Here is a 25,907-nt window from a genome sequence, read left to right as displayed (position 1 = left end):
CGTCCCATGCAGGACGCGCCGACCACTCCCGAGCCCGCCGCAGGGCCAGCACCGGTGACCACGCGCCAGCCCGAGATCGCCCTGGGCCTGCGTGGACTGACCAAGCGCTTCGGCCAGACCACCGCGGTCGACCACCTCGACCTCGACGTGCCCAGGGGCTCGTTCTACGGCCTCGTCGGCCCCAACGGTGCGGGCAAGACCACGACGCTGTCGATGGCCACGGGACTGCTGCGCCCGGACTCCGGCACCGCCCACGTGCTCGGCGTCGACGTCTGGGACGACCCGGTCGCCGCCAAGTCCCAGATCGGCATCCTCCCCGACGGCCTGCGCCTGTTCGACCGCCTCACCGGACACCAGCTGGTGACGTATGCCGGCCTGTTGCGTGGGATGGACCGTCAGCTCGTCGCGGAGCGCACCGCCGAGCTCTTGGCGGCACTGGGGCTGACCGACGCCCAGGACAAGCTCGTCATCGACTACTCGGCGGGCATGACCAAGAAGATCACCCTGGCCTGCGCCCTGATCCACGCCCCACGCCTGCTGGTCCTCGACGAGCCCTTCGAGGCCGTCGACCCGGTGTCCGCCCGGACCATCCGGGGGATCCTCGAGGACTTCGCGGCCAGTGGTGGCACGGTGGTCCTCTCGAGCCACGTGATGGACCTGGTCGAGCGGATCTGCACCGACGTGGCGATCATCGCCGCCGGCGTGGTGCGCGCCTCGGGCACCCTCGACGACGTGCGAGCCGGCGCGAGCCTCGAGGACCGCTTCCTCGACCTGGTGGGTGGCAGCACCAACGTGGAGGGGCTGGCGTGGTTGCGCACCTCGTCCGACTGAAGCTGCACCTGCTCCGCAACGGCCTCCGGCGCAGCGTCGCCGCCGTCGTCGGCATGGTGATCGGGGTCATCTACGGCGGCGGGTTCGTCGTCCTCGCCCTCGCCGGGCTGGTGGCCTTGCGCGCCCAGGGCGACCTCGAGCTCCCCGGGTCCGTGGTGGTGGTGACGGGGTCAGTGCTCGTGGCCGGCTGGTCGCTGCTGCCGATCATCCTGTTCGGCGTCGACCCGACCCTCGACCCCACGCGGTTCGCGACCTTCGCCGTCCGCGAGCGGACCCTGGCCGTCGGGCTGGTCCTGACCGCCCTGGTCGGGCTGCCTGGCGTCGCCACCATCCTGCTGGTGCTGGGGACCGTGGTGGCTGGTTCGCGCTCGGTCGCGGCCACCCTGGCCGCCCTGGTCGGAGGGTTGCTCGGGCTGGTGACCTGTGTCCTCCTCAGCCGGATCGTCACCGCCGCGGCCGCGGCCGTCCTCGCCACGCGGCGCGGGCGCGATGTGGCCGGGGTCGGGGGCCTGCTGCTGTTCATCGTCGCCGGCCCGATCATCGGCGGGCTCTCCGACGGAGGCATCGACCGCGCCACCCTCGACAGCACGGCCCTGGTGCTCGCCTGGACACCGCTGGGCTGGGCCTGGGCAGCGGCCGGTGACGTCACGCTGGGGGAGTGGAGCACGGGACTCACGCACCTCGCCCTGGCGGCGGCCCTGGTCCTGGTCCTCCTCGTGGTCTGGGAACGGCTGCTCGTCTCCGTCCTGCGCAACCCACGGTCGGCGTCCGCGGACGGCGGCAAGGTCTCGGCGGGTCTGGGCCTCTTCGGACGGCTCCCGGCGACGCCGATGGGTGCGATCGCAGCGCGGGCGGGCACCTACTGGGTCCGTGACCCCCGCTTCAACGTCCCCGCCATCATGACCATCCTGCTGCCGGCCGGGCTGCTCATCCCGGGCCTCGGCTCCGGGTCCCAGCTGGCCCTCCTCGGGATGCCGCTGGCGTCCGCGTACCTCATCGGCTGGGGGCAGCACAACGACGTCGGCTACGACTCCACGGCGTTCTGGTTGCACGTCGCGTCCGGGGTCGACGGCGTGAGCGACCGGCTCGGCCGGCTCTTTCCGTCGGGGCTGATGGCCGTGTTCTGCATCCCTGTGTACTGCCTGCTGGGACCCCTGTTCGGTGCGCCGTGGCGCATGCTGCCGGCGACGTTCGGCACCGCAGTCGCGTTGGCGCTCAACGGTTTCGCGGTCGCCTGTGTCACCAGCGCGGTGAAGCAGTATGCCGTGCCGGCACCCGGCGAGAACCCGTTCACCAGCCGTCCGGGATCGGCGGGGGTGACCCTCGGCGTGCAGGCCGTCTGCGGCGTCGCCGTGTGGACGCTGTCGCTCCCGGCGCTGGGGCTCGCGGTCGCGGCATACCTTGGCGTGGGCTGGGCGGCCTGGGCCGCGCTCGTGCTCGGCCCCGTGTTGGGCGGGGTGGCGCTGCTGGTCGGGACCCGGCTCGGCGCCGACCTGTTCCGTCGTCGCCAGGCGCTGCTCCTGCAGGACCTCGTCGCGATGCGCTGAGACCGGCGGCGGCGCCGCCGGTCCCTCGAGCGTCCTGCCTACTTGTGGGCGGCGAGGTGGGCGGCGCCGATGATCCCGGCCTTGTTCTCCAGCGTGGCCGGCACGATCGGGGTCTTGAGCTTCAGGAGCGGCAGGAACTGCTCGGCGTCCTTGGAGACCCCGCCACCGACGACGATGAGGTCGGGCCACAACAGGGCCTCGAGGTGGCTGTAGTAGCGCTGCAGCCGCTCGGCCCAGACGGGGTACGACAGGCCTTCCTTGTCCTTGATCGAGGAGGCTGCCCGCGACTCGGCGTCGAAGCCGTCGATCTCGAGGTGCCCGAGCTCGGAGTTCGGGATGAGCACGCCGTCGTAGATCAGCGCCGTCCCGATGCCAGTGCCGAGCGTCGTCATGACGACCAGGCCCTTCTGGCCCTTGGCCGCGCCGTAGTGGATTTCGGCGACCCCCGCGGCGTCGGCGTCGTTGACCAGGACGATGTCGTGGCCCAGGACCTTCTCGAGCATCGGCTCGGCGTCGAAGTCGAGCCACGACTTGTCGATGTTGGCGGCGGAGCGGACCATGCCGTGGGTCACCACCCCGGGGATGGTCACCCCGATGGGGGAGTCGCCCCGCACGGCGTCGAAGTGGTCGACGATCTGGTCGATGACTGCCGCCACGGCCTCGGGGGTCGATGGCGTGGGGGTGTCGATCCGCATCCGCTTGGACGCGAAGGCTCCCGCGGCCAGGTCGACGGGCGCGCCCTTGATGCCGCTGCCGCCCACGTCGATCCCCAACGGGAGTCCGTGCTTGGCCTGCTTGGCTTCCTTCGCCATCGGTCCGCCTTCCTTGCGGTGTTGCCGTGCTACGCCAGCGTGAGGATCTCGTTGCCGTTCTCGGTGATGAGGATGGTGTGCTCGAACTGTGCCGAACGACGGCGGTCTGCCGTCACGACTGTCCACCCGTCGGCCCACATCTCCCACTCAGGGGTGCCGAGGTTGAGCATCGGTTCGATGGTGAAGGTCATACCAGGCTCGATCACGGTGCTGTAGGAGGGCGCCGCGTCGTAGTGGGGGATGACCAGCCCGCTGTGGAACGTGCGACCGATCCCGTGGCCGGTGAAGTCGCGGACGACGCCGTAGCCGAAGCGCCGGGCGTAGCTCTGGATCACCCGCCCGATCACGTTGATCTCACGACCGGGGATGGCGGCCTTGATCCCGCGCATCATCGCCTCGCGGGTGCGGTCGACGAGGAGCCTCGACTCCTCGTCGACATCACCGCAGAGGTAGGTGGCGTCGGTGTCGCCGTGCACGCCGCCGATGAAGGCGGTGATGTCGATGTTGACGATGTCGCCGTCCTCGAGCCGGCGGTCGTCGGGGATCCCGTGGCAGACGACCTCGTTCACGGAGGTGCACAGCGACTTCGGGAAGCCCTTGTAACCCAAGGTCGAGGGGTACGCCCCGTGGTCGAGGAGGAACTCGTGGCCGACGCGGTCGACCTCGTCCGTCGTGACCCCGGGGGCGATCACCGCTGCGGCCGCCGCCATGGCCTGGGCGGCGATCCGCCCCGCAACCCGCATCCGCTCGATGGTCTCCGGGTCCTTGACCTCCGAGCCGGTGTCCCGTGCCGGCGCCGGCCGGTCGACGTACTCGGGCCGCGCGATCGAGGCGGGCACCGGCCGGCGTGGAGAGACCACGCCCGGCGCCACGCTTGCGTACGTCAACGGCATACGGTGGAGTCTAGGGACGTACGCAGATCCGTCGAGTTGGAGGGCACCCCCATGGCCTACTGGTACAACGTCAGCAGCGGTCAGGTCGAGAGCGATGACAACAAGAGCCAGGGAGACGACCTGATGGGTCCCTACGACTCGCAGGAGGCGGCGTCCAACGCCCTGCAGACCGCTCGTGAGCGCACCGAGAAGTGGGACGCCGAGGACAAGGCGTGGGAGGACGGCGAGGACTGAGCCGCTCGCGGGTCCCACGCTCCGCGTGGGCGGACTGAGCTGCCGGCGGACTGCTGAACCCGGCGTCAGCCGCCCAGGCGGTGCACCGACACGGCGTAGCCGGAGTCGGGCCGCCACGACTCGCGGTCCCACGTGCCGTGCCGACGGACGAGGGTCAGTCCGGCGACCTCGCAGGCCCGGTCGTAGTCGTCGAGCGGGGTCACCGGGCAGCCCTGGGGCAGGTGGGCGGCGTCGAGCCCGAAGCCCGCCACGAGCAGGCCGCCGGGCTGGAGGTGGGCGGCCAGCCGTTGCACGGCGGCGAGCAACGTGCCGGGGGCCAGCAGCGGGATGACGTTGCCGGCCAGCACGGCGAGCTCGAACGCCTGCGACCGCAGCTGCAACCGGCTGAGGTCCTGGCGCACCCACGTCGTCGCGGGGTCGCGTTGTTCGGCCACCTCGATCATGGCGGCGTCGGCGTCGACCCCGACGCAGTGGTAGCCCAGAGCGGTGAGCTGCGTGGCGACCCGACCAGTGCCGCAGCCGGCGTCGAGCACCCGGGCCGGCGGTGACAGGACCGAGGCCACGAAGGCCGCCTCACCGTGGATGTCCATTCCCTGGGCGGCCAGGTCGTCGAACCGGCGCTGGTACGCGGTCGCGGCACCCGGGCCACCGGACACCTCGGACCACCGCGTGCGGGGCTCCATCTCGGTCATGTCATCCAGCGTAGATTCGGTTGGGGCGCAGGGGAACCCGGTCAGCCCAGCTCACGCAGCCCGGGCAGGACCCGGTCGGCGAACGTGGTGAGGAAGCGGGCCTGGTCGTGGCCCGGCCCGTGGAAGACCAGGTGGTTGAAACCCCAGTCGACGTAAGGCTTCACGGCGGCGACCACTTCCTCCGGGTCGTCGGAGACGATCCACCGGGAGGCGACCTGCTCGTCCGAGAGCTCGTCGCCGAGCCGACCCAGCTCGACCGGGTCGGTCGTGCCGTGCTTCTGCTCGGCGGTGAGCGACAACGGCGCCCAGAAGCGGCAGTTCGTCACGGCCTGCTCGCGGTCCGGGTCCCACGAGAGCTTGATCTCGATCATCCGGTCGAGGTCGTCGCGGGTGCGGCCGGACTTGGCCAGCCCCTCGTCCACCGCGGGGAGCAGCTTGTCGCGGTAGAGCTCCTCACCCTTGCCCGAGGTGCAGATGAACCCGTCACCGGACCGGCCGGCATACCGGGCCACCAGCGGGCCGCCTGCGGCCACGTAGACGGGCACAGGCTGGTCCGGGCGGTCGTAGACGGTCGCGTCCACGACGCGGTAGTAGTCGCCGTCGAAGGTGACCCGCTCCTCGGTCCACAGCTTGCGCATCAGCGTGACCGCCTCGCGCAGCCGCGCGAAGCGCTCCTTGAACTCCGGCCACTCCTCGACCGACCCGACGACGACCTCGTTGAGCGCCTCGCCGGTGCCGATGCCGAGCAGCACGCGACCGGGATACAGCGAGCCGAGGGTGCCGAAGGCCTGGGCCACCACCGCCGGGTTGTACCGGAACGTCGGCGTCATGACCGAGGTGCCGACCTGCACGCGGTCGGTGCGCTCGCCGAGCGCCGCGAGCCACGCGAGCGAGAAGGGGGCGTGACCCCCTTCGTGCCGCCACGGCTGGAAGTGGTCGGAGATGAGCACGCTGTCGAGTCCCACCTGCTCGGCCAGCACCCCGAAGTCGAGCAGCTCTCGAGGGGCGAACTGTTCGGCGGAGGCCTTGTAGCCGATGCGCAGGGTCATGGCCCCACCGTATGCCGGGCCTCCGGCAGCGTCGTCGGCTGGGACCCGCCTTGGTTCGGAAGTTCCGCCGGGCCCTGACCCGGCGGAACTTCCGTACGAAGCGGTCTTGCCGGTTTAGAACGTGATGCCGCGCGCGGCGAACCGCGCCTTGACCAGCGCTGCGGCGGCTGCTCCGTCACGGGCCAGGGCGGTGTCGTAGGTCGCCTTGGCCGCAGCCGAGAACGACGTGTCCGGCGCGAACCGGAACTGCGCGTCGATGAGGGTGGTGTCCCAGGCGCGGGTCGTCTTGCCCATGGCGACGTAGCCGAGCCGGATCTCCCAGAGCGCCTGGCTCCAGATCTGGCCGTCGGCGTGCACCTCGCCCTCGCGGGTCTTCACCGTCATGCCAGTGTCGAAGCGCCGGATGCAGTGCGGCGCCTTGGTGTACGACGTGGCGTCCCAGTCCATCGGGCAGGCTTGTTCCGCCTTGACCGGCCAGCCGTACTGACCAGCGGCGTCCAGCCCCACCGACACCGCGAGGTAGTCGCCGAACGACTCGCCGATCGAGCCCGCGTCCAGGCTGGCGCCGTAGCCGGGGACCTGGGAGGCGTGGACGGCGTGGCCGTACTCGTGCACGATCACCTCGGCGTCCTCCGCGTCGTCGACCCCGCCCTTGCCCAGCCGGATCCGGTAGGGCTTGTCGGTCTGGTAGGAGTTGTCGCCGCCGTACTGGTCGATCTTGACCACGAAGGGCTGCTTGACGATGCCCGGCAGGGTCGACCCGAACCCGAGCGACTGCAGGTACTCCTGCGCCTGGTTGACCCAGAAGTAGCCCATCACCTGCTCGAACTGGTCCTGGTGCCGGGTGTACGCGAAGGTGTTCGTCGTGCTGAATGCCGGTGTGCCCGTTGCGGACTGGACGGTGGCCCACTTGCCCCGCAGATAGCCCGAGCCGTCGAGGTTGCGAAGCGGCACGGTGGCGTACGCGCTGGCCGGCACCGCGGCGTCGGAGTCCTTCTGGTCGGTCAGCGTCTGGTCGCCGGACGACTGGACGGGGTTCACCATGAAGACCGACCCGGTACCGGTCGAGCTGCCGCTCCCGGTCTTGGTGGCCGCGGCCGGGGTGGCGGCAGCCAGCGCCAGGGCGGTGCAGGCAGCGGTGACGGTGACGAGCGCGGTGGTGCGTAGTCGCTGGGGCACGGGTGTCCTCCTCGTGGTGGGGTCGGGTCCGGTCGGGACCCACCGGGGGACGCTAGCGGGTGAAATGCCCGGGTCAGGTCCTACCGATGCACGAGTTTCGGGAGACCTGACGACGCTTCCCTCACTCGAGGAAGGAGTTCTCCGAGGCGGGGAACGAGCCGGAGGCGACGTCCGCGGCATACGCTGCGGCCGCTCGGCCGAGCTCGCCGCGAAGGTCGGCGTACTTCTTGACGAACCGCGGCGCCTTGCCACCGCGCAGGCCGGCCATGTCCTGCCACACGAGCACCTGGGCGTCGCAGTCCGGTCCGGCCCCGATGCCGATGGTCGGGATGGACAGCACCTCGGTGACCCGCGCGGCCAGTGGCGCGGGCACCATCTCCATGACGACGGCGAAGCAGCCGGCCTTCTCCAGCGCGACGGCGTCCTCGACGAGCCGGTCACCGGAGTCGCCGCGGCCCTGGACGCGGTAGCCGCCGAGGACGTGCTCGCTCTGCGGCGTGAAGCCGATGTGGCCCATCACGGGGATGCCGGCACGGACGAGGAGCTCGACCTCGGGCACCATCGGCTTGCCGCCCTCGAGCTTGACCGCATGGGCCAGGCCCTCCTTCATGAAGCGGGTGGCCGTGGCCAGGGCCTGCTGCGGGCTGGCCTGGTAGGAGCCGAACGGCAAGTCGGCCACGACCATCGCGTGCTTGGCCGCTGACGTGACCGCGCGGACCAGCGGCACGAGGTGGTCGACCGTGACCGGCACCGTGGTCTCGAAGCCGTAGACGTTGTTGCCGGCCGAGTCGCCGACGAGCAGCACGGGGATCCCGGCCTCGTCGAAGATCTCGGCGGAGTACATGTCGTAGGCCGTGAGCATGGCCCACTTCTCGCCCCGCTCCTTCATCGCGCGCAGGTGGGGGATGCGCACGCGGCGCTGCGGCGCGGCCTGGGCCCCGGTGCCGTAGGGCGCGGTGACCTCCCCGGCTGCGACGGTGGAGCCGGGGACCGGCGCTGAACTCGGAGGCTGCTCGCTCATGCAAGGACCCTATCGACGGGTCGGGCCGCCGGGAGGGACCGCCCGAGCGACCCCACGCTGGGAAACCCCACCCTTTCCCGGCGAGCGGGACAGTTGCGGCCTTGTCGGGCACCGGTTCGCTGGGGCGCTGATTTTGCGGGGCTCGTGCGTGCAGGGTGAGCCTTCTCCATCGTTCGGGGGTTTCTTTACCAAGTTCTTAACCGTCGAACCATTGGTCTGTTAGCGCAACCGTGTTTGGGTCGCCCTTGTGTGTCCGAACAAGGACCGCCAATTTCAACTGGAGGATTTGTGAAGAGACGTCATCTGAGCGCTCTCTCGGGTGCGGCCATCGCCGCCGTCACCCTGAGCCTCGTTTCCGCTCCGGCGCAGGCGACCCCCGCGCCGAAGGACTCGGAGCCCAAGGCTGCCAACCGGGAGCACGACCTGCCGAACCCCCTGGGCGACGCTGCTCGCGCCCTCCGCAAGGAGGCCGTCGACAAGCTCGTCAAGGGCGAAGCCACCACCGAGATGCGTGGGGGCCAGCGGGTCATCAAGCTCGCGGGCAACGCCAAGGCTCCGAAGGGGAGCAAGGAGGCGAGGGACCGTTTCGTGTCCTACCCGGTCGAGCGCGAGGAGGACATCTTCACCGTCCTCACCGACTTCGGCACCCAGACCAAGACCGGCTTCGACGCCACGCCCGGCCCGGTGCACAACAACATCCCGGCGCCCGACCGCGTCTGGGACGGCAACGCGACGGACGACAACTCGACGTACTGGACCGCGGACTTCAACCGCGCCCACTACGAGGACATGATGTTCGGCGACGGTGAGTCGTTCAAGGACTTCTACCTCAAGCAGTCGAACGGTCGTTTCGTGGCCAAGGGTGACGTCTCCGACTGGGTGACCGTGCCCTTCAACGAGGCCCGCTACGGCAAGAACAACAACGCCGACGGCTACTGGAACTACGTCAAGGACACCGCGACCGCTTGGTACAACGCCCAGAAGGCGGCCGGCAAGAGCGACGCCGAGATCACGACGTACCTCAAGCAGTTCGACAAGGTCGACCGCTACGACGCGGACCAGGACGGCAACTTCAACGAGCCCGACGGTTACATCGACCACTTCCAGGCCATCCACGCCGGTGAGGGCGAGGAGGCCGGCGGTGGTGCCCAGGGCACCAACGCCATCTGGTCGCACCGCTGGTACGCCTACTCCACCGACGCCGGCAAGACCGGCCCGGAGGGCGCGAAGCTCGGCGGTGTGCCGCTGGGCAACTCCGGCATCTGGATCGGTGACTACACCACCGAGCCCGAGAACGGTGGCCTCGGTGTCTTCACCCACGAGTTCGGCCACGACCTCGGTCTGCCGGACTACTACGACACCGCGGGTGGCGACAACGGCACCGGCTTCTGGACGCTGATGTCCGGTGGCTCGTGGCTCAACCACGGCACCGACTCGATCGGCACCACGCCGGGCTACATGGGCCCGCTCGAGAAGCTGCAGCTCGGCTGGCTCGACTACAAGACCGTGCCCTACGGCACGGACATGACGGTCAAGCTCAACCCGGCCGACCAGCCCAAGGGCACGGCGTCCTACCAGGCGCTCGCGGTCACGCTGCCGGACAAGACGGTCAAGACCGACTACAACACCCCGCACGGTGGCTCCTACGAGTGGTGGGGCGGGGCGAACGACAGCCTCAACAACACCCTCACCCGCACGGTGGACCTCACCAACGCGACCACCGGTTCGGTCTCGGCCTGGCTGCAGTACAACATCGAGCAGGACTACGACTACCTGTACGCCGAGGTGAGCACCGACGGTGGCGCGACCTGGAAGGACGCGGCAGCGCCGATCTCCGGTCCGTCCGACAACGCCGGCCTCACCCCGTGGGCGCAGAAGTCGTGGGACCTCACGCCGTACGCCGGCAAGAGCGTCCAGTTCCGCTTCCGCTACGCCACCGACGGCGGTCTGCACTTCGAGGGCCCGTTCCTCGACGACCTGGCCATCACCGTCGGCGGCACCACCGTCACCGACGACGTCGAGGGCGGCACCAACGGCTGGACGGCCGACGGGTTCACCCGCATGACCGGTTCCACGTCCGAGGTCGTCAGCCACTACTACCTGGCTGAGAACCGCACCTACACCGGGTACGACAACACCCTCAAGACCGGCCCGTACAACTTCGGCTGGGCCAACACCAAGCCCGACTGGGTGGAGCGGTTCCCGTACCAGAACGGCCTGCTGGTCTGGTACGTCGACGGTGAGTTCACCGACAACAACACCTCGGGTCACCCCGGTGGCGGCCAGTCGCTGCCAGTGGACGCACGTCCCGCCCCGTTGACGTTCGCCGACGGCGTGAAGCTGGGCAACCGGCGTCAGCCGTGGGACGCCACGTTCGGTCTCGAGCGGACCGACGCGGTGACCTTCCACCGCAACGGCACCGCGCTGAACGTCCCGTCGCAGCCGGCCATCCCGGTCTTCGACGACAGCGACCCGAACAAGTACTGGTCCGCAGCCAACCCCTGGTCCTCGGTCAAGGTTGCTGGCTCCGGCACGGTCATGAAGGTCAACAAGTCGGAGGACGGCGGCAACCAGCTGCAGGTCCAGGTCAGCTTCAAGTGACCTGACGCGCTGACCGAGGTCAGTGCGCACGACACGGCAGGGCCCCGGGATCCACGATCCCGGGGCCCTGCTTCGTCGCTCCACTGGTGCGATCCGCCGCGCGGGGACAAACTCGAAGGAGGTCGCCGACCTGCGGCGACACGACAGAGCTCGACTACACCCAGCTCGACAAACCCAGTTCGACAAACCCAGTTCGACAAACCCAGGAGGACTGACTGATGGCAGACAGCTTCGAGGTGGTGCAGAGCGGCTCGGAGGACGAGCTGACCGAGGAACAACGGCACGAGGTCGTGGCGGCCCAGCTGCGCGGCGAGGCGAAGGCGGCTGGCCAGGGCCCCGAGGCCGTGGTCGCCGCCGTGGCGTCCGAGCTGGAGGAGATCGGCCTGGAGCCGGACGCCTCCGAGCTGCATCGGCGCTACGAGGAGATCGACCCCGAGATCCCCGAGCTGACCGATGCCGACGACGACGTCCCACCGGCCGACCAGGGGACCGGCGCGGCCACGGCGGCAGCGTCCGACGACCCGACCACGGACGGTCCCGTCGCGGCCGGGGTCGACGCCGGCCGCGAGCACGGACCGGTCGACGACCACACACCGCGCTAGCCCCGGCCACGGGGAAGGGCCCCGTCAGCCGGCTGGCTGACGGGGCCCTTCGTGGTGCTGGCGGACCAGCAGACCTACTTGGGGGCCACCGTGATGTTGAGGTGACCACCGCTGGCGACGCCGTTGACCGTGACGGTCGTGCCTGTCTCGGGGACGTCCACGCCGTACCAGCCGGGCTGGTAGCGACCGGCGTGCGCGCCGGTGGCGGCGTGCTCGTCGGCGTTGAACCACCAGGTCTTGGTGTCGTCGAACCTCGGCACCGCCGGCTTGGAGGCGATCGTCCCGGCGACGCTGTTGTTGTGCAGCGTGATCGCGTCGGTGCGCTCGAGCCCGAAGGTCGAGTCGTACGCCGCGATCCGCGGGCGCATCAGCGTGCCGTCCGGCCAGTGGCTGAACTGCGGGTGGGCATCCACCGGCAGGATCAGTCCACCGCCCGGGTGCTCGCCGACGTTGTTGTCGCCGAACGACTCATCCCAGTAGTTGATGAGCATCCCGTTCTGGTACCGGTAGGTCTCCACCCAGTCGGGCTTGGTGTTGAGGAACCCGAAGTTGTAGGCCGTCTTGAGCGACGCGTCGTAGCCGTCGTACTGGCGGTTCTCCAGCACGTAGGCGTTGAAGTGGAAGCTCTCGGCCTTTCCGGTGGTGCGGATGAAGCCGTCGAGGACCCAGCCCTCGTCGGTCTCGGCGTTGCCCACGGTGGTCCCGTTGATGGCGACGTCGTCCACGGCGATGCCGTAGCCGATGACCGCGGGGTCCGTGGTGTAGCGCCACCGCAGGGCGTTGGTGCCGGCCGGCAGGGTGGCCGTCAGGTCGACATAGGCACCCGTGGCGAAACCGGTCGACGTGCCGGTGATCCCGGTGTGCGACGGGTTGTTGCTGTTCGGGTCGGTGGTGCTGGACCGGTTGGTCAGCACTGGCGTCCACGAGGTGCCACCGTTGCTCGAGGCCTCGAGGAAGGCGTAGTCGAAGTCGTCCTCGGTGCTGTAGCGGACCTTGGCCGTGAGCGACCCGGCGGTGATCCCGGTCGTCTTGGTCATGGTGTGCGTGAAGTCGTTGCCCTGTCCGCTGTAGAAGAACTGCGTCCCGGACGCGGGCACACCCACGTCGTCGACCCGCTTCTTGTCCGGCAGCACCACGAAGACCGCTTGCGGTGACTTGGACGCCGGGGTGTTCGGGCCGAGCTTGTGGGTCGACTTCACCCCGGCATGGGCCACCTCGTAGAACGGGCCCTTGGTGCCCTGGGCACTCAGCCAGCCGAGCTGGAACTTCTCCCAGTTGCCGAGGTCGGTCGGGGCGTCGCCGATGCCGTCGGGGCTGCCGTCACCGATGTTGGCGCCCGAGGACATCAGGCTCCAGAACGCGGTGTTGTTCTCGGCGCCACCGGTGTTGCCCGAGGTGTCGTACAGGTCCGGCAGGCCGAGGTCGTGGCCGAACTCGTGCGCGAACACGCCGAGGCCACCGTTCTCGGGCTGGATCGTGTAGTCGTAGACCCACACGCCCGTCGGGTTGTTGGGGACCAGCGCGCTGGACACGATGCCGCCGTTGGAGCCGACGTTGACACCGACACCGAGCGGGCCGCCAGCCTGGATGTTGGCCCCGGAGCGGTGGCTCCAGATCGCGTCAGAACCCTGGTTCGGGTCACCGGCGGCCTGGTCGCCACCGGCGTGGACGATCTGGAAGTGGTCGATCACCCCGTCGGGCTCGGCGAAGTTGCCGTCACCGTCGATGTCGTAGCGGTCCTGGTGGTCGAAGGTCTTCAGGTAGTCCTGGATCTGCGCCATCGTCTGGCCACTGTCCAGCTGCGCCTTCACCCACACGGCGAGCGCGTCGCGGACCAGCGCCTTGCTGGTGTTGCAGACGATGTCGCCGCAGTAGTCCCGGCCGTAGAGGGCCTCGTTGAACGGGACCTTCACCCACTCGGTGACGGTGCCGTCGACGGAGTAGCGGCCCGAGGACTGCGTCTCGTAGTACTTCTTCATCCGGTTGAAGTACATGTCCTGGTAGTGGGCCTGGTCGTAGTTCGCCTGCCACAGGGTGGAGTTGTCGACGCTGCGATCCGGCTCGGGGATCTCGTTGTGCAGCGGGCCGGTCACGTCCGTGGTGCTGCCGTCCGGCGGCGGGCCCTGGAAGATCGGGTTCGGGAACTGCTGGTTTCCGAACTCGGCGATGACGACGAAGATCTTGTCGGTGCCCTCGTTGGTGAGCTCGACGTACTGACCCTTGCCGAGCTTGGCGACCGATCCCTGCATCGCCTTGTCGCCCTTGAGCTTGCGCTGGAGGGCGGTCTGTCGCAGGGCATCCTGCTTGATCGCCAACGGCGTGCGCAGGTTGTCGCTGCCGTGCTTGATCTTTCCGCCAGCCTTGTCCGTGGGTGGAACGGCTGCGGCAGAGCCGGTGCTGGCGACGAAGCCGGCGAGCACCATGCTGCCAATGGCGACCAGGCTGTAAGCCCTGCGCCTTCCTGAGTGGACCGTGTGTGTCACGTGGACCCTGCCTTCTATCGGTGGGAACTCCTCCTGGTGCCCGGTCGCGACGCTCCTCAAGAACGCGGGGTGGCCCGGACTTTCACAGTGAAGACCTGCCTGTCCGAAATGTGATCACCCCACAACCGGTTTGTTATCCATTCGTGATCTCACGCTCCCGACCACCGTGTCGCCGTGCGGCGGCTGGGGCCGCTCCGCGGGCCCTGGTGACAGATGTCATGGCGCTCGCGGCGTGCATCCGCCGCCGACGCAGGGTGGCGTGCAGGCCGACCACGCCGGCCCGTAGGCTCGCCCGGTGGACTACGACGACGTCGTCATCGGTGCGGGGCACAACGGGCTCACCGCCGCGGCATACCTCGCCCGTGCAGGCAGGCGCGTGCTGGTGCTGGAGGCGGCCGACCACGTCGGCGGCGCCGCCGTGTCGGCCCGGGCGTTCCCGGGAGTGGACGCGCGGCTGTCGCGCTACTCGTACCTCGTCTCACTGCTGCCGCAGCAGGTCATCAGCGACCTCGATCTCGACGTCCGGCTGATCCGGCGACGGTTCTCGTCGTTCACCCCCGTCCCGTCGCAGCCCAGTCGGGGGCTGCTCGTCGACCACGGGGACACCGAGGCGACCGCGGCCGGCTTCGCGCAGCTCACCGGCAGCCCGCGGGAGTATGCCGCGTGGCAGCAGTTCTACGGGCGCGTCCAGCAGCTGGCCGAGCGGGTCTTCCCAACCGTGCTCGAGCCGCTGCGCACCGAGGCGGAGGTGGCCTCCCTCGTCGGCGACGACGACCTGTGGGACGCCTTGGTGCGCCGGCCGCTGGCCCAGGTGCTCGAGGACGAGTTCTCCGACGACACGGTGCGCGGCATCGTCGCCACCGACGCCCTCATCGGCACCTTCGCGCGGATGGGTGGCGCCGACCTGCGCCAGAACGTCTGCTTCCTCTACCACCTCATCGGTGGCGGCACGGGTGACTGGGACGTCCCCGTCGGCGGCATGGGCGCGGTCACCGACGGGCTGGCCCGCGCCGCTGTCGCGGCCGGCGCCGAGATCCGCACCTCCACCCGCGTGCTGGCGGTCGACCCGGACGGCGAGGTGCACTTCGACGGCGGTTCGGCGCGGGCGACCACGATCCACGCGGCGTGCGCGCCCGCGGTCCTCAACTCGTTGCTCGCGGCGGCCGGCGCCGACCCGGTGCCCACCGAGGAAGCGCCCGAGGGCGCGCAGCTCAAGGTCAACATGCTGCTCTCGCGCCTCCCGCGGTTGCGTGACGAGTCCGTCGACCCCGCCGCCGCGTTCGCCGGCACGTTCCACATCAACGAGGGCTGGGCGCAGCTCGACGAGGCGTATGCCGCCGCTGACGCGGGGCGCGTGCCGCAGCTGCCGCCGTGCGAGATCTACTGCCACAGCCTGTCGGACCGGTCGATCCTCGGCCCTTCGCTGGCGGCGACGGATGCCCAGACGCTCACGTTGTTCGGGCTGCACCTTCCGGCCCGGCTGTTCCGCGGCACCAGCGAGGAGCACGACGCGGCCAAGGACCTCGCGCTCGCCCGGACGCTCGAGTCGCTCAACTCGGTGCTCGCCGAGCCCATCCAGGACGTCCTACTCCGCGATGCCGACGGGGCCTACTGCCTGGAGGCGCGGACGCCGGTCGAGCTCGAGGCGGACCTCGGCCTCCCGGGCGGCAACATCTTCCACCGGTCGCTGCAGTGGCCGTGGGCCGAGAGTGCGTCCGAGGTCGGCAGCTGGGGCGTGGAGACGGTGTACCCGACGGTCCGCATCGCCGGTGCCGGCGCCCGCCGTGGTGGGGGAGTCAGCGGCATCCCGGGCCACAACGCCGCGATGTCGGTGCTGAAGGGCTGAGCAGTCGTCAGGCCCCGGGGACCCGGCCGCCTGCCTGGCTGCCACGCAGTGACTCGAGCAGTGCCCGCAGGAACCCCGGGTGGACCCGCGTGAGCATGAGTCCACCCTCTCGTGACAGCTGCACACCGATGGTGTTGAACCACTCGTTCGCGGCGTAAACCGCCGCACCGATGAACGCCGGCATGAGCAGGATGCCCGAGTTGGGGCGTCCCTGGATGGTGGCCACGATGGCGAAGGTCACCCCTACGACGAAGAGGACGACAGCGGCACGGCGGACGCGGCGATGGCGACGCCACACGGCGGCCTGCATGGGGACCTGGATCTCATAGCTCTTCGAGCTGGCCATGCTCGCGACCAGCCACGGGAAGAACCCGAAGATGATCATGAACCAGGACCAGGTGGGCGCCGCGCTTCCCTTGATGGTCAGCACGTCGGCGGTCGGGGTCCCGGTCTTGACGCACACCGGCGGAAGCGGGACGACGCGGAAGGTCGACTCGGACACCTGGACGCTCGGCACCTGGCAAGGCTAGGTGCCGAGCAGGGCCGCAGACGGGCGATCCGGCAGATCCGGGGCATTCGGTTGGCCGGGGCATTCGGTTGGCCGGGGCATTCGGTTGGCCGGGGCCGTTCGGTTGGCCGGGGCCATTCGGTTGGCCCGGTTGATCGTGCGCGGGGGCTGGGATGCCTCGGGGGTTGTCTCGCTGGGGCGCGGTCGGCGTCGTCGTGAGCCGTTGTGTTGAGGAGCGCAATCTCCTTTGGTCCCAACCGTTTTCCCCGATGTCGTCTTCTGGCGGCAGTCCGTTCGTTGTCCACAGACCGCTTCCGGTCAGCGCCTCGGGCTGTCGGTGCCGCCGTATAGGATCGAACATATGTTCGAGAGCGTGCAGGACGTGCAGGGGGCCGACCCGGCCGTCCTCGCTGGTGCGCTCTTGGCCCTGACTGACGACGAGATCGCGGACCTGCCGGTCGAGCAGGCGGAGGCGCTGGCCCTGGCGTCGCAGCGGGTAGTGAGTGCGGTGACCGCGCGGCAGCGGTCGGCGATGGAGACCGTGGCCCGGCGGTGCGACGAGCGGGCCGAGCTCGACGCGGCCGACGTGGTCGCGGCCGGCCCGCGGCGGCAGCGGTTGTCCGGGCACGCGGTCGCGGCGGGGTCGCTCGCGGCGTTGCTGCACGTGTCGCCGCGGACCATGTCGACCCGGATCGACCAGGCCCGCCGGGTGGTGTGCGCGCTGCCGCAGGTGCAGGCCCTGGCCTGGGCGGGTGACCTCGAGCCCTACCGGGTCGACGCGGTCGTTGCGGAGTCCGCGGCCGCGCCGCCGGAGCGGTTGCACGAGTTCGAGGCCCGGGTGCTGGAGGGCGGGATCACCGAGGTGTCGTGTGCGGCGCTGCGCCGCCGGGCCCGCCGCGCGGCGGACCGGTGCGCGCCCGACGACGCCGACCGGCACGCCGCGCTGGCCCGGGGCCGCAGCGACGTGCGGGTCCGCCCGGGGGAGTGCACCGGCATGACCCGGCTGGTGGCCGACCTACCGACGCCCATGGCCCTGCAGGTCTGGGGTGCCGTCGATGGGCTAGCGGGTGAATACGCCCGCGCCAACCCCGGGCAGCGGATCGGCGCGCTGCGGGCCGATGCGCTGGCCGACCTGATCGCCGTCAACGCCACGATCAGCACCACCATCGAGCTCGTCGCCCCGATCACCAACCAAGGCCCGGACGGCGACCACCACCACGACACGGAGCAGGGCAACGGCCACCACGCCGCCCGTCCCGACCTCGGCGTGTCGGCCGAGTGCCTCGACGAGCCCACCGACCCGTGGTCCCCCGAGCCGGGCGACGAGCCCACCGATCTCGGCGGCTGTGAAGAGCTCGACGACGGGGTGCTGCACGACCACGACGGCACCGTGTGGTTCGTGTCCTCCCACACCGAGGTGCCGCTGCTCGGGTCGCTGCTCCCCTCGGACGTGGTCGACCTGCTCAACGACCCGGACGTCACCATCCGCCTGGCCCGCAGCGACTCGGTCACCGGCGCGACCCGCTGGCAGGACCCGACCACCTACCGCCCCGGCGCCAGGACCNACGACCCGGACGTCACCATCCGCCTGGCCCGCAGCGACTCGGTCACCGGCGCGACCCGCTGGCAGGACCCGACCACCTACCGCCCCGGCGCCAGGACCGCCCGGGCGGTCCGGTCCCGCGACGGCACCTGCCGGTTCCCCGGCTGCGCCACCGCCGCCCGACGCTGCCAGCTCGACCACGTGGTCCGACATCCCGACGGGCCGACCACCGTCACCAACCTGCAGACCCTGTGCGCGACCCACCACGGGTTCAAACACCACGCCGGCTGGCAGGTCNCACGTGGTCCGACATCCCGACGGGCCGACCACCGTCACCAACCTGCAGACCCTGTGCGCGACCCACCACGGGTTCAAACACCACGCCGGCTGGCAGGTCTCCATGGACGAGCGCGGGATCTGCACCTGGACCGCCCCCGACGGCCGCACCCACACCACCCACCCGATGGACCGCCACGGCCACCAGGCCGCCTGACCACTTACCTCATCGTCCTCTCATGCCGATGAGCGAGTGTTCTGGACGATCCGCGGCAGGCTCCCCGTGTGAACCTGCCAACTGCCACACCGTCGTCGTTCCGCGAGGTGATGCGGCGCATTGCCAAGCTGATTGAAGATCGCGGTGCGGTACCTGCGACAGTCCAACCGACGATCGAAGCGGTCATGAAGATGTGGCAAGGAAACGGACTTCAGCTTCCTATTCTGAGCGAGGCGAAGGTCGAGCTGTGGTCGTACCTAGAGGAGAAGAACGGCGACTCGACCACGATCGATGGCATCGGTGATCGAACGGTCCGGGCCGCGCTCTGCCTTGTCGACCCGCCAGGTGACGACGAGGCCGACAAGCTGGAGTGGGCGCAGACAATGCTTCCCCCGTCGTAGGGCGCGGTGTGCCCGTTGCCTGGGCTGGGGCTCAACGAGGTCCGAAACGCCCTCTCTTGCCGCGCTGCGGGAAACCGGCTGCGCGGCGTCCGTAGGCAGGGAATGCTTTGTGCATGCCCGACCGCGTGATGTTTGTCCAGCTGAAGACGGGCCACAACACCGACAAGGGGCCTGCGTGGATCAGCGTCGTGTCGTTCAACCGCTCGTGGAAGACGGCACGCTGGCACGGGAAGACCCTTCATCGCGGGACAGGCATGTTTGACGCCAACTTCTACGACATCGAGACCGAGGAGGAGTACTGGATCTCCGGGCCACACCGCGACCGGGGAGACACCCGGTACAGCGCCATCAAACCCACGATCGACGACGACGCCCGAGACGCCTACGAAGCGTTCCTCAAGGGGGCTCCACTGCCGGGACGCGAACGCGGCTAACCATCCGCTCATGCCGCTGACAGGTCGATTCGCAACTGTCAGTGAGACGACGTCACTCGCTCGGCGTCAGCCGACGCGTTGCTTCTGCGACTCGGTCGGCATACCGAGGGTCGAAGGGCTCCCGCAGTTCTCGCTCCAGGAGGGCCGACAGGTTCCAGAGGGCAATCTGCTCAGCCTCGTTCCGCGGCGCTGCCACTCGCTCCTCGTCCTCCCAGCGATGAAGGAGGTCGAACAGGATCAATGCTTCGTCAGCGGTTAGCGAGATCGCCACATCCGTATCGACCATGCCCGCCATCATGCCCAACGAAGCGCACTCATCTGCCGCGATCAGCGCGGTCGTGCCGATGAGCGGGCGCGCTACCTGGTGCGCCACCAGGTGCGCCGAGCTCGCAGTTTCACCCCTGGGGGTCGTATCGGCTCAGGCATGTACTCGACGTGGTACGTCGGACCAAGTTCGTCCTGAAGGCGCGTGACCAGCCGCTCACCGTCTGCCACGAATGCCTGGGCTTCCTCTGCTGTTGCGAAGCCGCCCGAATCGGGCCAGCCCCCCAAGAGATCTACGAACGCCCTGCCCCAACGAACAACGTGGGCCCGCAAGCCATCGCTGACACCAAGTGCGTCGAGGTCAACCTCGAAGTCGTCCGGGCCAGCGGTCGCTGACCTCGACGAGCGGGCCTCCCGCCTGCCGCCCTTTACTCCTGCCGCTTCGGCTCTTCGCCTCGGGCTCCCCTGGGAGCCTGTTGTCGGGATGAAGGAACGGTAGCGGAAACGTCCGCTCATGCCGCAAAGTGCGCGATTCAGGGACCCGGGGTCTGTTCCTCCTGAGACACTCGGCGCATGTGGAGTCAGGTGCTGTACGCGCTCGTGGCCGCGGTTCTTCTGTACGCCCTGATCAGCGTGGTGCTGAAGGTCATCGAGCAAAGGCTGCGACCTACGAGTGGCCCCGCCGTCGATGGCAAGCCAGGGACCGGCGACGTCCGATCTCAGCGCCCCAACTAGGCGGCCCGCAGCGCCCGCTCATGCCGCAGTGCGCACGTGTGCCGATGAGCGTCCAACAGACGCAATTTTCGGCGCACGCAGTCAACTACTGCGCGTAGCTCAGGCAGACCCGATCCGGGTCCTGCTGATGCGGAATCCATCCTCTGACTCTGAAACGCCAGCTTGTCGGGGGACGTACGGCTAGATTGTGCGGGCACAGACGGCAACTGACCCACGCAGGGGGCTCAATTGAAGAGTTTGGCGCCGCGGGGCTTGGCGGTCGCAGTGGCGTTGTTCGTCGGGGGGTGTTCAGCTAGTAGTGCTGCACCGGAGGGGCCTTCATCCATTGCTTCCCTGCCTTCGGGCGTGATGACCGATGCCGTCGGCGCCGAACTCTTGTCACAACAGATGGAGGCAAGGCTCAACGATGCGGAGGCCACGGCTGGTGCTTGCGAGCAGATCGTTGGTCACATGAGCTTTCTCGCTGGGGCGCGAGAAAACGGCTTAGCCATGGACGCCATCGGGGACGGTTCAGACGCGGCCACAACGGCATACCCCCACCATCCGGAGTTTGCCGCGAGTGTCAGTGCCTTGGCCCAGGACCTAATCGCGTCCGCCACGGCATCAGGTACCTCCACCCGCTCGATTCCCTCCGCCGACGAGGTTGTGCAGAGCAGGGCGCCGGCAGCATGTCTCGAGCTCGCAACAAGAGCGGCGTCGAAGTAGGCGGCAACAATGGCCTGGTGCTGCATGTTCTATCGCCTGCAGCCACCAACGCTACGTCCCGCGCAACGTCCGCTCATCTGCCGCGGAGCGGATGGTCGATCATGCCGATGACAGCGCGTTCCCGGCTACGCTGCGGGCGTGGATGCGGGCCGGGAGTATACGAGCGTCCAAGTCGACGCCTGGATGCCGCTGAGTATTAAAGCGGGCGCGAAGGAGCACTGCGAGAGTTGGGCACGCACGGCTGGGAGGCGTTCGCGGTTACCCCACCGACGCCGCCGCTAGGTGATGAGCCTGATCCGGACCAGAGCGTCTACGAGATTCTGCTGAAACGACGTAAGTAGGCCGTTCCAGGCGTCCGCTCATGCCGCGATCCGCTTGTGCCGAATTGAGTGCAATCCGGAGACGGCTTCTGTCATCCTGCCTGAGTGCAATCTGACGGAAGGGTGCTGCCCGATCTAAGGGAGACGTTCGTCCTCTACCGGCTCGGGTTTGTGCGCACGGATGATCTACCGGATCTTGCGGCCAGATGGCTGGCTGCTGACGTTGAGGACGGTGACTCCGTCCGACTACTCGCGGGCAACGACCCGCACGATCCCGCAATGCTGGACACTCTCATCGGCGACTCGGTCTCCGAAGCTGGCGTGATCATCCCTTCGGATTCAACAAACTTGCGGGACATCGCAGTCGATTGGGTCACCTCAACTTGGCGACACACCGACGACACCCGCTGGGCCGTCTCTACCCTGGCCCGGCTGGGCGAGACCTACCCCGGGTTCGACCTCGGACTCTGGATCGGTCTCGACGACGAGTGGAACGGCGAATGGGGACGGCTTGATCCAGACCTCAAGGCAGCCGCAAAGAACGAGCTGAACTACTTCACCCACGGAGGCGCGACAGCGCTCGACTCCTGATTGCACTCTTATGCCGCGGTCCGCTCGTGCGGATGAGCGGATGCTCGCGGCTCCCGTTGGTCGGCGTCAGTTCAAGCGAGTCGTTCGGTCGGGCTCACGTCGAGTCCGAAGCCACGACCCTCGGCGGACAAGGGTTTGACCGCCGATCAGCCTGATTTTGGCTGCGACGACTCGCTCGCCGCGTACCCACTCCATCCGTTCCATCGGGCGGAGAAGCTGAGTTGCCAGCCAGATTCCAGCGGTGTCGGCGAAAGACTCGGGCTCTCCGGAGATGCCCTGAATCTCTAGGTCGGTGTCGTCGCCGCCGTTGTCCAACAGGTGGTTGTCGCCCCACTCACCCTGCAATCGAAGTCCGTGTGGTGTTGGCGGCCAGTAGCCAACATGGAGTGACGTCAGTCCGACCTCGCCAGCCAGCAACGGACAATCCACCACCACAAGAAGCGGGACCAACGCTGTGAGACACCAGGTCCTCTCAGGACCCAGTCCGGCGACCGCCCAGCCTGGTGCCAGTTCGCGCAGACGCGCGAGAAATCGGGCCTCATCGTGGGTTCGGCCTTCATCCCCCGGAAACCAGCTCGCAGCGGTCACGTTCTCCACCTCCCCATCCAGGAGAAGGTACTTGCCACGGTGGGGCCTTCGTCGGCCGGCACACTTCTTGTGACCTGTACGGCGCCCGCCACGTGCCCGTTCAACGTCCTCGGACAACCGCCCGTCGCCCAACGCCCTCATCTGCCGCGATCCGCACGTGCCGAGATCAGTGCACGGGTCTGTCATGTCGGCGGTGTTTCGAGGGCCTGCTTCACGAGGGCGTCGACCATCCATTGCTGGAGGGTGCCGACTTCTGCGGGCGCGAGTCCGGCGACGTCGCTCAGCCAGACGCGGGTCTCGATGCCACATGCGGCGCGGAGTGCCAACGCAAGCCGGTGGACGCCTTCTTCGCCGATCGACTCCGCGATGGGCGCGAGCGCCTCCACGAACCACGGAATGGCGCGGCCCTGGCGCAGCGGCAGCTCGTGCGGCACCTCGCCCAGCGAGAGGCGCAGCATCGCACGCTGCTGCGGCTCAGTCTCCTGCACGCGGCCGATGACGAACCCGGCAACGACGGCCACGCGTTCGTCCAGGGCTGCCGGCGGCGGGTCGGGAAGGACCGACGCGGCTGCGGTCTCCGGGAATGCCGCGGCGAGAAGTTCGGCCTGTGACGCGAAGTAGCGGTATGCGGTGGGGCGAGAGATCCCGGCAGCCTCGGCGACCTCCTCGACGCGGGGCGTGTCGCCCGCGGTGATCAGCTCGCGCGCCGCAGCGATCAGTTGGTCGCGGGTCCGTTGCTTCTGCCGCGTGCGACCCGACTCGAGGTAGTCCGTTGACACGGCGTTCATGATATGCCAATCTCGTTACGAGACTCAAGTCTCATGAATGATCGGAGTGTCAGATGACTGAAATGACGACGCTCGTGCCGGTGATCCGACGGGCCGGCGAGGGCGAGAAGCGATGGTTCTTCGGCGGTGGCGTCATGACCTGGAAGCTCGGCAGTGCCAACGCGGACATCCATCTGATCGAGGTAGACATGGTCGAGGGCAAGTGGACCCCGATCCACACCCACCCCATCTCGGAGTCCATGTGGGTGCTCGACGGGCACATCCAGTACCGCATCGACGACGACGAACATCAGCTCGGCGCCGGCGACTTCGTCATGGTGCCCGCGGGCGTACCCCACGCCTTCATCGTCAAGAGCGCAACGGCCAAGGTGCTCGGCATCCAGCCAACATGCGAGTGCGAACCCTTCTACCGCGGCGCCAGCGAGCCCTTCGAAGGATCGGCGTGCATCGTGGACATGGCCCGCATCGCGCAGAGCGCTCAGGAGAACGGAGGCATCCAGATCGTCGGCCCCCCACCGTTCTAAAGGGAGGACGCTTCTCAAGAGAGGACGCTCCGATTCGCCGCAGTTCGCGTGGCGGCATAGCGTCCGCTCATCCCGCGCAGGGGACGATCGCATGCGCTGACAAGCGCTCGTCCTGACGTAGTCGAAGCGCGAGAACCAGTCCAGCCACCTGCTTGGCGAGGGTCAGTGCTGGCGCGTCAGGCGCAGCAATCGATCACCGAGGCGCAGGCCGTCCTGAGGGAGCCGTCTCGACCGGGCCTCGCCGCCGCCCTTGCCTGGCCTCGGAGGCGTGAGGCGGTCGAGGTCGAGGTCATGGTCGAGGTCATGGCGGGGTCAGTCCATTCCAGGGTCGAGGGCGCCGCGGTATGCGGCCCGGTAGAGGCGGGCGGCGGTGACCATGCGCCCACCGTCGGGGGTTATGCACACGGTGCGCATGGCGGGTGACGCGTCGAACGGGGATGCCTCGGACCCGGAGGCGGCGGCGCGTCCGGCGTCCTCGGCGATGGCAGCCATGAGGTCGAGGTCGAGCAGCGGGGGCACGGTGAAGGCGACGGTGGTGAGGTCGAGCGGGACCGTCGGCGCGGTGTCGACAGGTGCGGTCATCGGGGGGACCTTTCACGGGCGGGGTCGGTGCAGGACCCGCCGGAGTCCGGGGCGATGCTCGGACGGTAGCAGGGCTCCGGGTGGGCCGCAGCGGACTGCGTCGAGTCGCGGATGAACGGTTCGTCCTCGATGGGCCTTCTCCCGCCTGGGCGTCGTCTCGCCCGCTCACGTCGCTGTCAGCGCGGGTGCCGGCAGAACCGAGGCCCGCGGCATACCGTCATCGACGCAGCCAACCCGCGTGGCACGTAACGCCGGGGAAACACAACTAGGGCAAGATCCGACACATGGATCGTCAGCAGGAGTTCGTCCTTCGCACCATCGAGGAGCGCGACATCCGCTTCGTGCGGTTGTGGTTCACCGATGTGCTCGGGACCCTCAAGTCCGTCGCCGTCGCCCCCGCCGAGCTCGAGGGGGCCTTCGCCGAGGGCATCGGCTTCGACGGCTCGGCCATCGAGGGCTTCGCCCGCGTCTACGAGGCGGACATGCTGGCCAAGCCCGACCCGGCGACGTTCCAGGTGCTCCCGTGGCGCGGTGAGAACCCGGGGACCGCGCGGATGTTCTGCGACATCACCCTGCCCGACGGTTCACCGAGCCACGCCGACCCGCGGCACGTGCTGCAGCGGGCGCTGAGCCGGGCCAGCGACCTGGGCTTCACCTTCTACACCCACCCCGAGATCGAGTTCTACCTGCTCAAGGCCGGGTTCAAGCCGGGCGACAACCCCGAGCCGGTCGACCAGGCGGGCTACTTCGACCACGTCCCGCACGGCACCGGCCACGACTTCCGGCGCGCGGCGATCACCATGCTCGAGTCGATGGGGATCTCCGTCGAGTTCAGCCACCACGAGGGCGGCCCCGGCCAGAACGAGATCGACCTGCGCTACGCCGACGCGCTGTCCACGGCCGACAACATCATGACCTTCCGCACCGTCATCAAGGAGGTGGCCCTCGAGCAGGGCATCTTCGCCTCCTTCATGCCCAAGCCGTTCGCGGAGCACCCCGGCTCCGGCATGCACACCCACATGTCGCTGTTCGACGGCGACAGCAACGCCTTCTACGAGGCGGGCGCGCCCTACCAGCTGAGCAAGGTCGGTCGGCAGTTCATCGCCGGTCTCCTGCGGCACGGGGCGGAGATCACCGCCGTGACCAACCAGTGGGTCAACTCCTACAAGCGGCTCTGGGGTGGCGGTGAGGCACCGGCCCACCTGACCTGGGGCCACAACAACCGATCGGCGATGGTGCGGGTCCCGATGTACAAGCCGGCCAAGGGCCAGAGCAGCCGGGTGGAGGTCCGCACCCTCGACGCGGCCTGCAACCCCTACCTCGCCTTCGCGCTGATGCTGTCGGCCGGGCTCAAGGGCATCGAGGAGGACTACGACCTGCCCGCCGAGACCGAGGACGACGTCTGGGGCCTGACCTCCTCCGAGCGCCAGGCGATGGGCATCGAACCGCTGCCCACGTCGCTCTACGAGGCCATCCGCGTCATGGAGAAGAGCGAGCTCGTCGCCGACACCCTGGGCGAGCACGTCTTCGACTTCTTCCTGCGCAACAAGCGAGCCGAGTGGGACGACTACCGCGGCGAGATCACCCGGTTCGAGCTCGAGCGCTACCTGCCCGGGCTCTGACGCCCGGACACCGCAGCCA

Annotated in this window: 23 protein-coding genes and 1 pseudogene; 12 read left to right on the top strand and 12 right to left on the bottom strand. The window is 69.0% G+C overall.

The features are described from left to right. The first annotated feature begins 6 nt into the window (after positions 1 to 6). Positions 7 to 831 carry an ABC transporter ATP-binding protein gene (locus ASG91_RS14870; protein ID WP_082592448.1) on the top strand — a complete coding sequence of 275 codons (825 nt, stop codon included), beginning with the start codon at positions 7 to 9 and terminating at the stop codon, positions 829 to 831. Beyond that, positions 807 to 2,378, top strand: coding sequence for a hypothetical protein (locus ASG91_RS14865; RefSeq protein WP_056923426.1), 1,572 nt, complete (start codon positions 807 to 809; stop codon positions 2,376 to 2,378). The genes ASG91_RS14870 and ASG91_RS14865 overlap by 25 nt, the downstream gene beginning before the upstream one ends. A 38-nt stretch (positions 2,379 to 2,416) precedes the next feature. Here ASG91_RS14865 and ppgK read toward each other — a convergent pair whose 3' ends face one another. Together ppgK and map are read right to left on the bottom strand one after the other, a co-directional pair. Continuing rightward, complete coding sequence (gene ppgK / locus ASG91_RS14860) at positions 2,417 to 3,190, bottom strand: polyphosphate--glucose phosphotransferase (RefSeq protein WP_056923425.1); 774 nt, start codon at positions 3,188 to 3,190, stop codon at positions 2,417 to 2,419. 29 nt (positions 3,191 to 3,219) lie between these two features. Continuing rightward, the gene (gene map / locus ASG91_RS14855) at positions 3,220 to 4,083 is read right to left on the bottom strand and encodes a type I methionyl aminopeptidase (RefSeq protein ID WP_056923424.1); all 864 of its coding nucleotides are present in this window, start codon (positions 4,081 to 4,083) and stop codon (positions 3,220 to 3,222) included. 51 nt (positions 4,084 to 4,134) lie between these two features. On the opposite strand from map, the gene ASG91_RS14850 reads away from it, so the two are divergent. After that, on the top strand, positions 4,135 to 4,317 hold the full coding sequence (locus ASG91_RS14850; RefSeq protein WP_056923423.1) for a hypothetical protein: 183 nt from the start codon (positions 4,135 to 4,137) through the stop codon (positions 4,315 to 4,317). 65 nt (positions 4,318 to 4,382) lie between these two features. Here the strand turns inward: ASG91_RS14850 and ASG91_RS14845 are convergent, their stop codons facing one another. The 4 genes from ASG91_RS14845 to panB all read right to left on the bottom strand — a co-directional run bounded on the left by ASG91_RS14845 (position 4,383) and on the right by panB (position 8,258). Further along, complete coding sequence (locus tag ASG91_RS14845; RefSeq protein ID WP_056923422.1) at positions 4,383 to 5,009, bottom strand: bifunctional 2-polyprenyl-6-hydroxyphenol methylase/3-demethylubiquinol 3-O-methyltransferase UbiG; 627 nt, start codon at positions 5,007 to 5,009, stop codon at positions 4,383 to 4,385. A gap of 41 nt (positions 5,010 to 5,050) precedes the next feature. Continuing rightward, positions 5,051 to 6,058: a glucose-6-phosphate dehydrogenase (coenzyme-F420) gene (fgd, locus tag ASG91_RS14840; RefSeq protein WP_056923421.1), complete on the bottom strand. Its 1,008-nt coding sequence runs from the start codon at positions 6,056 to 6,058 to the stop codon at positions 5,051 to 5,053. 114 nt (positions 6,059 to 6,172) lie between these two features. Next, on the bottom strand, positions 6,173 to 7,237 hold the full coding sequence (locus ASG91_RS14835) for a M36 family metallopeptidase (protein ID WP_056923420.1): 1,065 nt from the start codon (positions 7,235 to 7,237) through the stop codon (positions 6,173 to 6,175). Between the two features lie 121 nt (positions 7,238 to 7,358). Then, positions 7,359 to 8,258 carry a 3-methyl-2-oxobutanoate hydroxymethyltransferase gene (gene panB, locus ASG91_RS14830; RefSeq protein WP_056923419.1) on the bottom strand — a complete coding sequence of 300 codons (900 nt, stop codon included), beginning with the start codon at positions 8,256 to 8,258 and terminating at the stop codon, positions 7,359 to 7,361. 288 nt (positions 8,259 to 8,546) lie between these two features. Between panB and ASG91_RS14825 the strand changes: the two genes are divergently transcribed. Beyond that, entirely contained in the window at positions 8,547 to 10,859 is a 2,313-nt protein-coding gene (locus ASG91_RS14825) for an immune inhibitor A domain-containing protein (RefSeq protein WP_056923418.1), read from the top strand. A 218-nt stretch (positions 10,860 to 11,077) separates the two neighbouring features. Continuing rightward, on the top strand, positions 11,078 to 11,461 hold the full coding sequence (locus ASG91_RS14820) for a hypothetical protein (RefSeq protein WP_056923417.1): 384 nt from the start codon (positions 11,078 to 11,080) through the stop codon (positions 11,459 to 11,461). 74 nt (positions 11,462 to 11,535) lie between these two features. Here the strand turns inward: ASG91_RS14820 and ASG91_RS14815 are convergent, their stop codons facing one another. Then, the gene (locus ASG91_RS14815) at positions 11,536 to 13,884 is read right to left on the bottom strand and encodes an immune inhibitor A domain-containing protein (protein WP_056923416.1); all 2,349 of its coding nucleotides are present in this window, start codon (positions 13,882 to 13,884) and stop codon (positions 11,536 to 11,538) included. A gap of 355 nt (positions 13,885 to 14,239) precedes the next feature. Here ASG91_RS14815 and ASG91_RS14810 point away from each other — a divergent pair, with 355 nt between their 5' ends. Next, a complete protein-coding gene (locus ASG91_RS14810; RefSeq protein WP_056923415.1) occupies positions 14,240 to 15,790 on the top strand; it encodes an NAD(P)/FAD-dependent oxidoreductase in 1,551 nt (516 codons plus the stop codon). 7 nt (positions 15,791 to 15,797) lie between these two features. On the opposite strand, the gene ASG91_RS14805 is transcribed toward ASG91_RS14810, so the two are convergent. Continuing rightward, on the bottom strand, positions 15,798 to 16,307 hold the full coding sequence (locus ASG91_RS14805) for a hypothetical protein (protein ID WP_157606373.1): 510 nt from the start codon (positions 16,305 to 16,307) through the stop codon (positions 15,798 to 15,800). A 1,832-nt stretch (positions 16,308 to 18,139) separates the two neighbouring features. Between ASG91_RS14805 and ASG91_RS21260 the strand changes: the two are divergent. From ASG91_RS21260 to ASG91_RS14790, 3 genes and pseudogenes are all read left to right on the top strand, one after another. Further along, positions 18,140 to 18,334, top strand: a pseudogene (locus ASG91_RS21260) (HNH endonuclease); the annotation flags it as partial. A gap of 68 nt (positions 18,335 to 18,402) precedes the next feature. Further along, a complete protein-coding gene (locus tag ASG91_RS20730) occupies positions 18,403 to 18,735 on the top strand; it encodes a hypothetical protein (protein ID WP_157606372.1) in 333 nt (110 codons plus the stop codon). A 113-nt stretch (positions 18,736 to 18,848) separates the two neighbouring features. Further along, positions 18,849 to 19,169, top strand: a complete 321-nt coding sequence (locus ASG91_RS14790) for a hypothetical protein (RefSeq protein ID WP_056923411.1) — start codon at positions 18,849 to 18,851, stop codon at positions 19,167 to 19,169. Positions 19,170 to 19,221: 52 nt separating this feature from the next. On the opposite strand, the gene ASG91_RS14785 is transcribed toward ASG91_RS14790, so the two are convergent. Continuing rightward, positions 19,222 to 19,542, bottom strand: coding sequence for a hypothetical protein (locus ASG91_RS14785; protein ID WP_056923410.1), 321 nt, complete (start codon positions 19,540 to 19,542; stop codon positions 19,222 to 19,224). Between the two features lie 1,756 nt (positions 19,543 to 21,298). On the opposite strand from ASG91_RS14785, the gene ASG91_RS14775 reads away from it, so the two are divergent. Beyond that, positions 21,299 to 21,784 (top strand): hypothetical protein, encoded by a 486-nt coding sequence (locus ASG91_RS14775; protein WP_157606371.1) that lies wholly within the window; start codon positions 21,299 to 21,301, stop codon positions 21,782 to 21,784. A gap of 66 nt (positions 21,785 to 21,850) precedes the next feature. Here the strand turns inward: ASG91_RS14775 and ASG91_RS20725 are convergent, their stop codons facing one another. After that, positions 21,851 to 22,381: a hypothetical protein gene (locus ASG91_RS20725; RefSeq protein WP_157606370.1), complete on the bottom strand. Its 531-nt coding sequence runs from the start codon at positions 22,379 to 22,381 to the stop codon at positions 21,851 to 21,853. A 173-nt stretch (positions 22,382 to 22,554) separates the two neighbouring features. Beyond that, on the bottom strand, positions 22,555 to 23,160 hold the full coding sequence (locus ASG91_RS14770) for a TetR/AcrR family transcriptional regulator (RefSeq protein ID WP_056923407.1): 606 nt from the start codon (positions 23,158 to 23,160) through the stop codon (positions 22,555 to 22,557). 53 nt (positions 23,161 to 23,213) lie between these two features. On the opposite strand from ASG91_RS14770, the gene ASG91_RS14765 reads away from it, so the two are divergent. Then, positions 23,214 to 23,684 (top strand): cupin domain-containing protein, encoded by a 471-nt coding sequence (locus tag ASG91_RS14765; RefSeq protein WP_082594215.1) that lies wholly within the window; start codon positions 23,214 to 23,216, stop codon positions 23,682 to 23,684. A gap of 312 nt (positions 23,685 to 23,996) precedes the next feature. On the opposite strand, the gene ASG91_RS14760 is transcribed toward ASG91_RS14765, so the two are convergent. After that, the gene (locus ASG91_RS14760; RefSeq protein WP_056923405.1) at positions 23,997 to 24,266 is read right to left on the bottom strand and encodes a hypothetical protein; all 270 of its coding nucleotides are present in this window, start codon (positions 24,264 to 24,266) and stop codon (positions 23,997 to 23,999) included. 284 nt (positions 24,267 to 24,550) lie between these two features. On the opposite strand from ASG91_RS14760, the gene glnA reads away from it, so the two are divergent. Then, positions 24,551 to 25,888: a type I glutamate--ammonia ligase gene (glnA, locus tag ASG91_RS14755; RefSeq protein ID WP_056923404.1), complete on the top strand. Its 1,338-nt coding sequence runs from the start codon at positions 24,551 to 24,553 to the stop codon at positions 25,886 to 25,888. Positions 25,889 to 25,907: the final 19 nt, after the last annotated feature.

It is taken from the genome of Phycicoccus sp. Soil802, from assembly GCF_001429605.1.
Lineage (GTDB): Bacteria > Actinomycetota > Actinomycetes > Actinomycetales > Dermatophilaceae > Pedococcus.
Note: the sequence above shows the minus strand (reverse complement) of the source record. Positions and strands in the feature narration are given on the sequence as shown.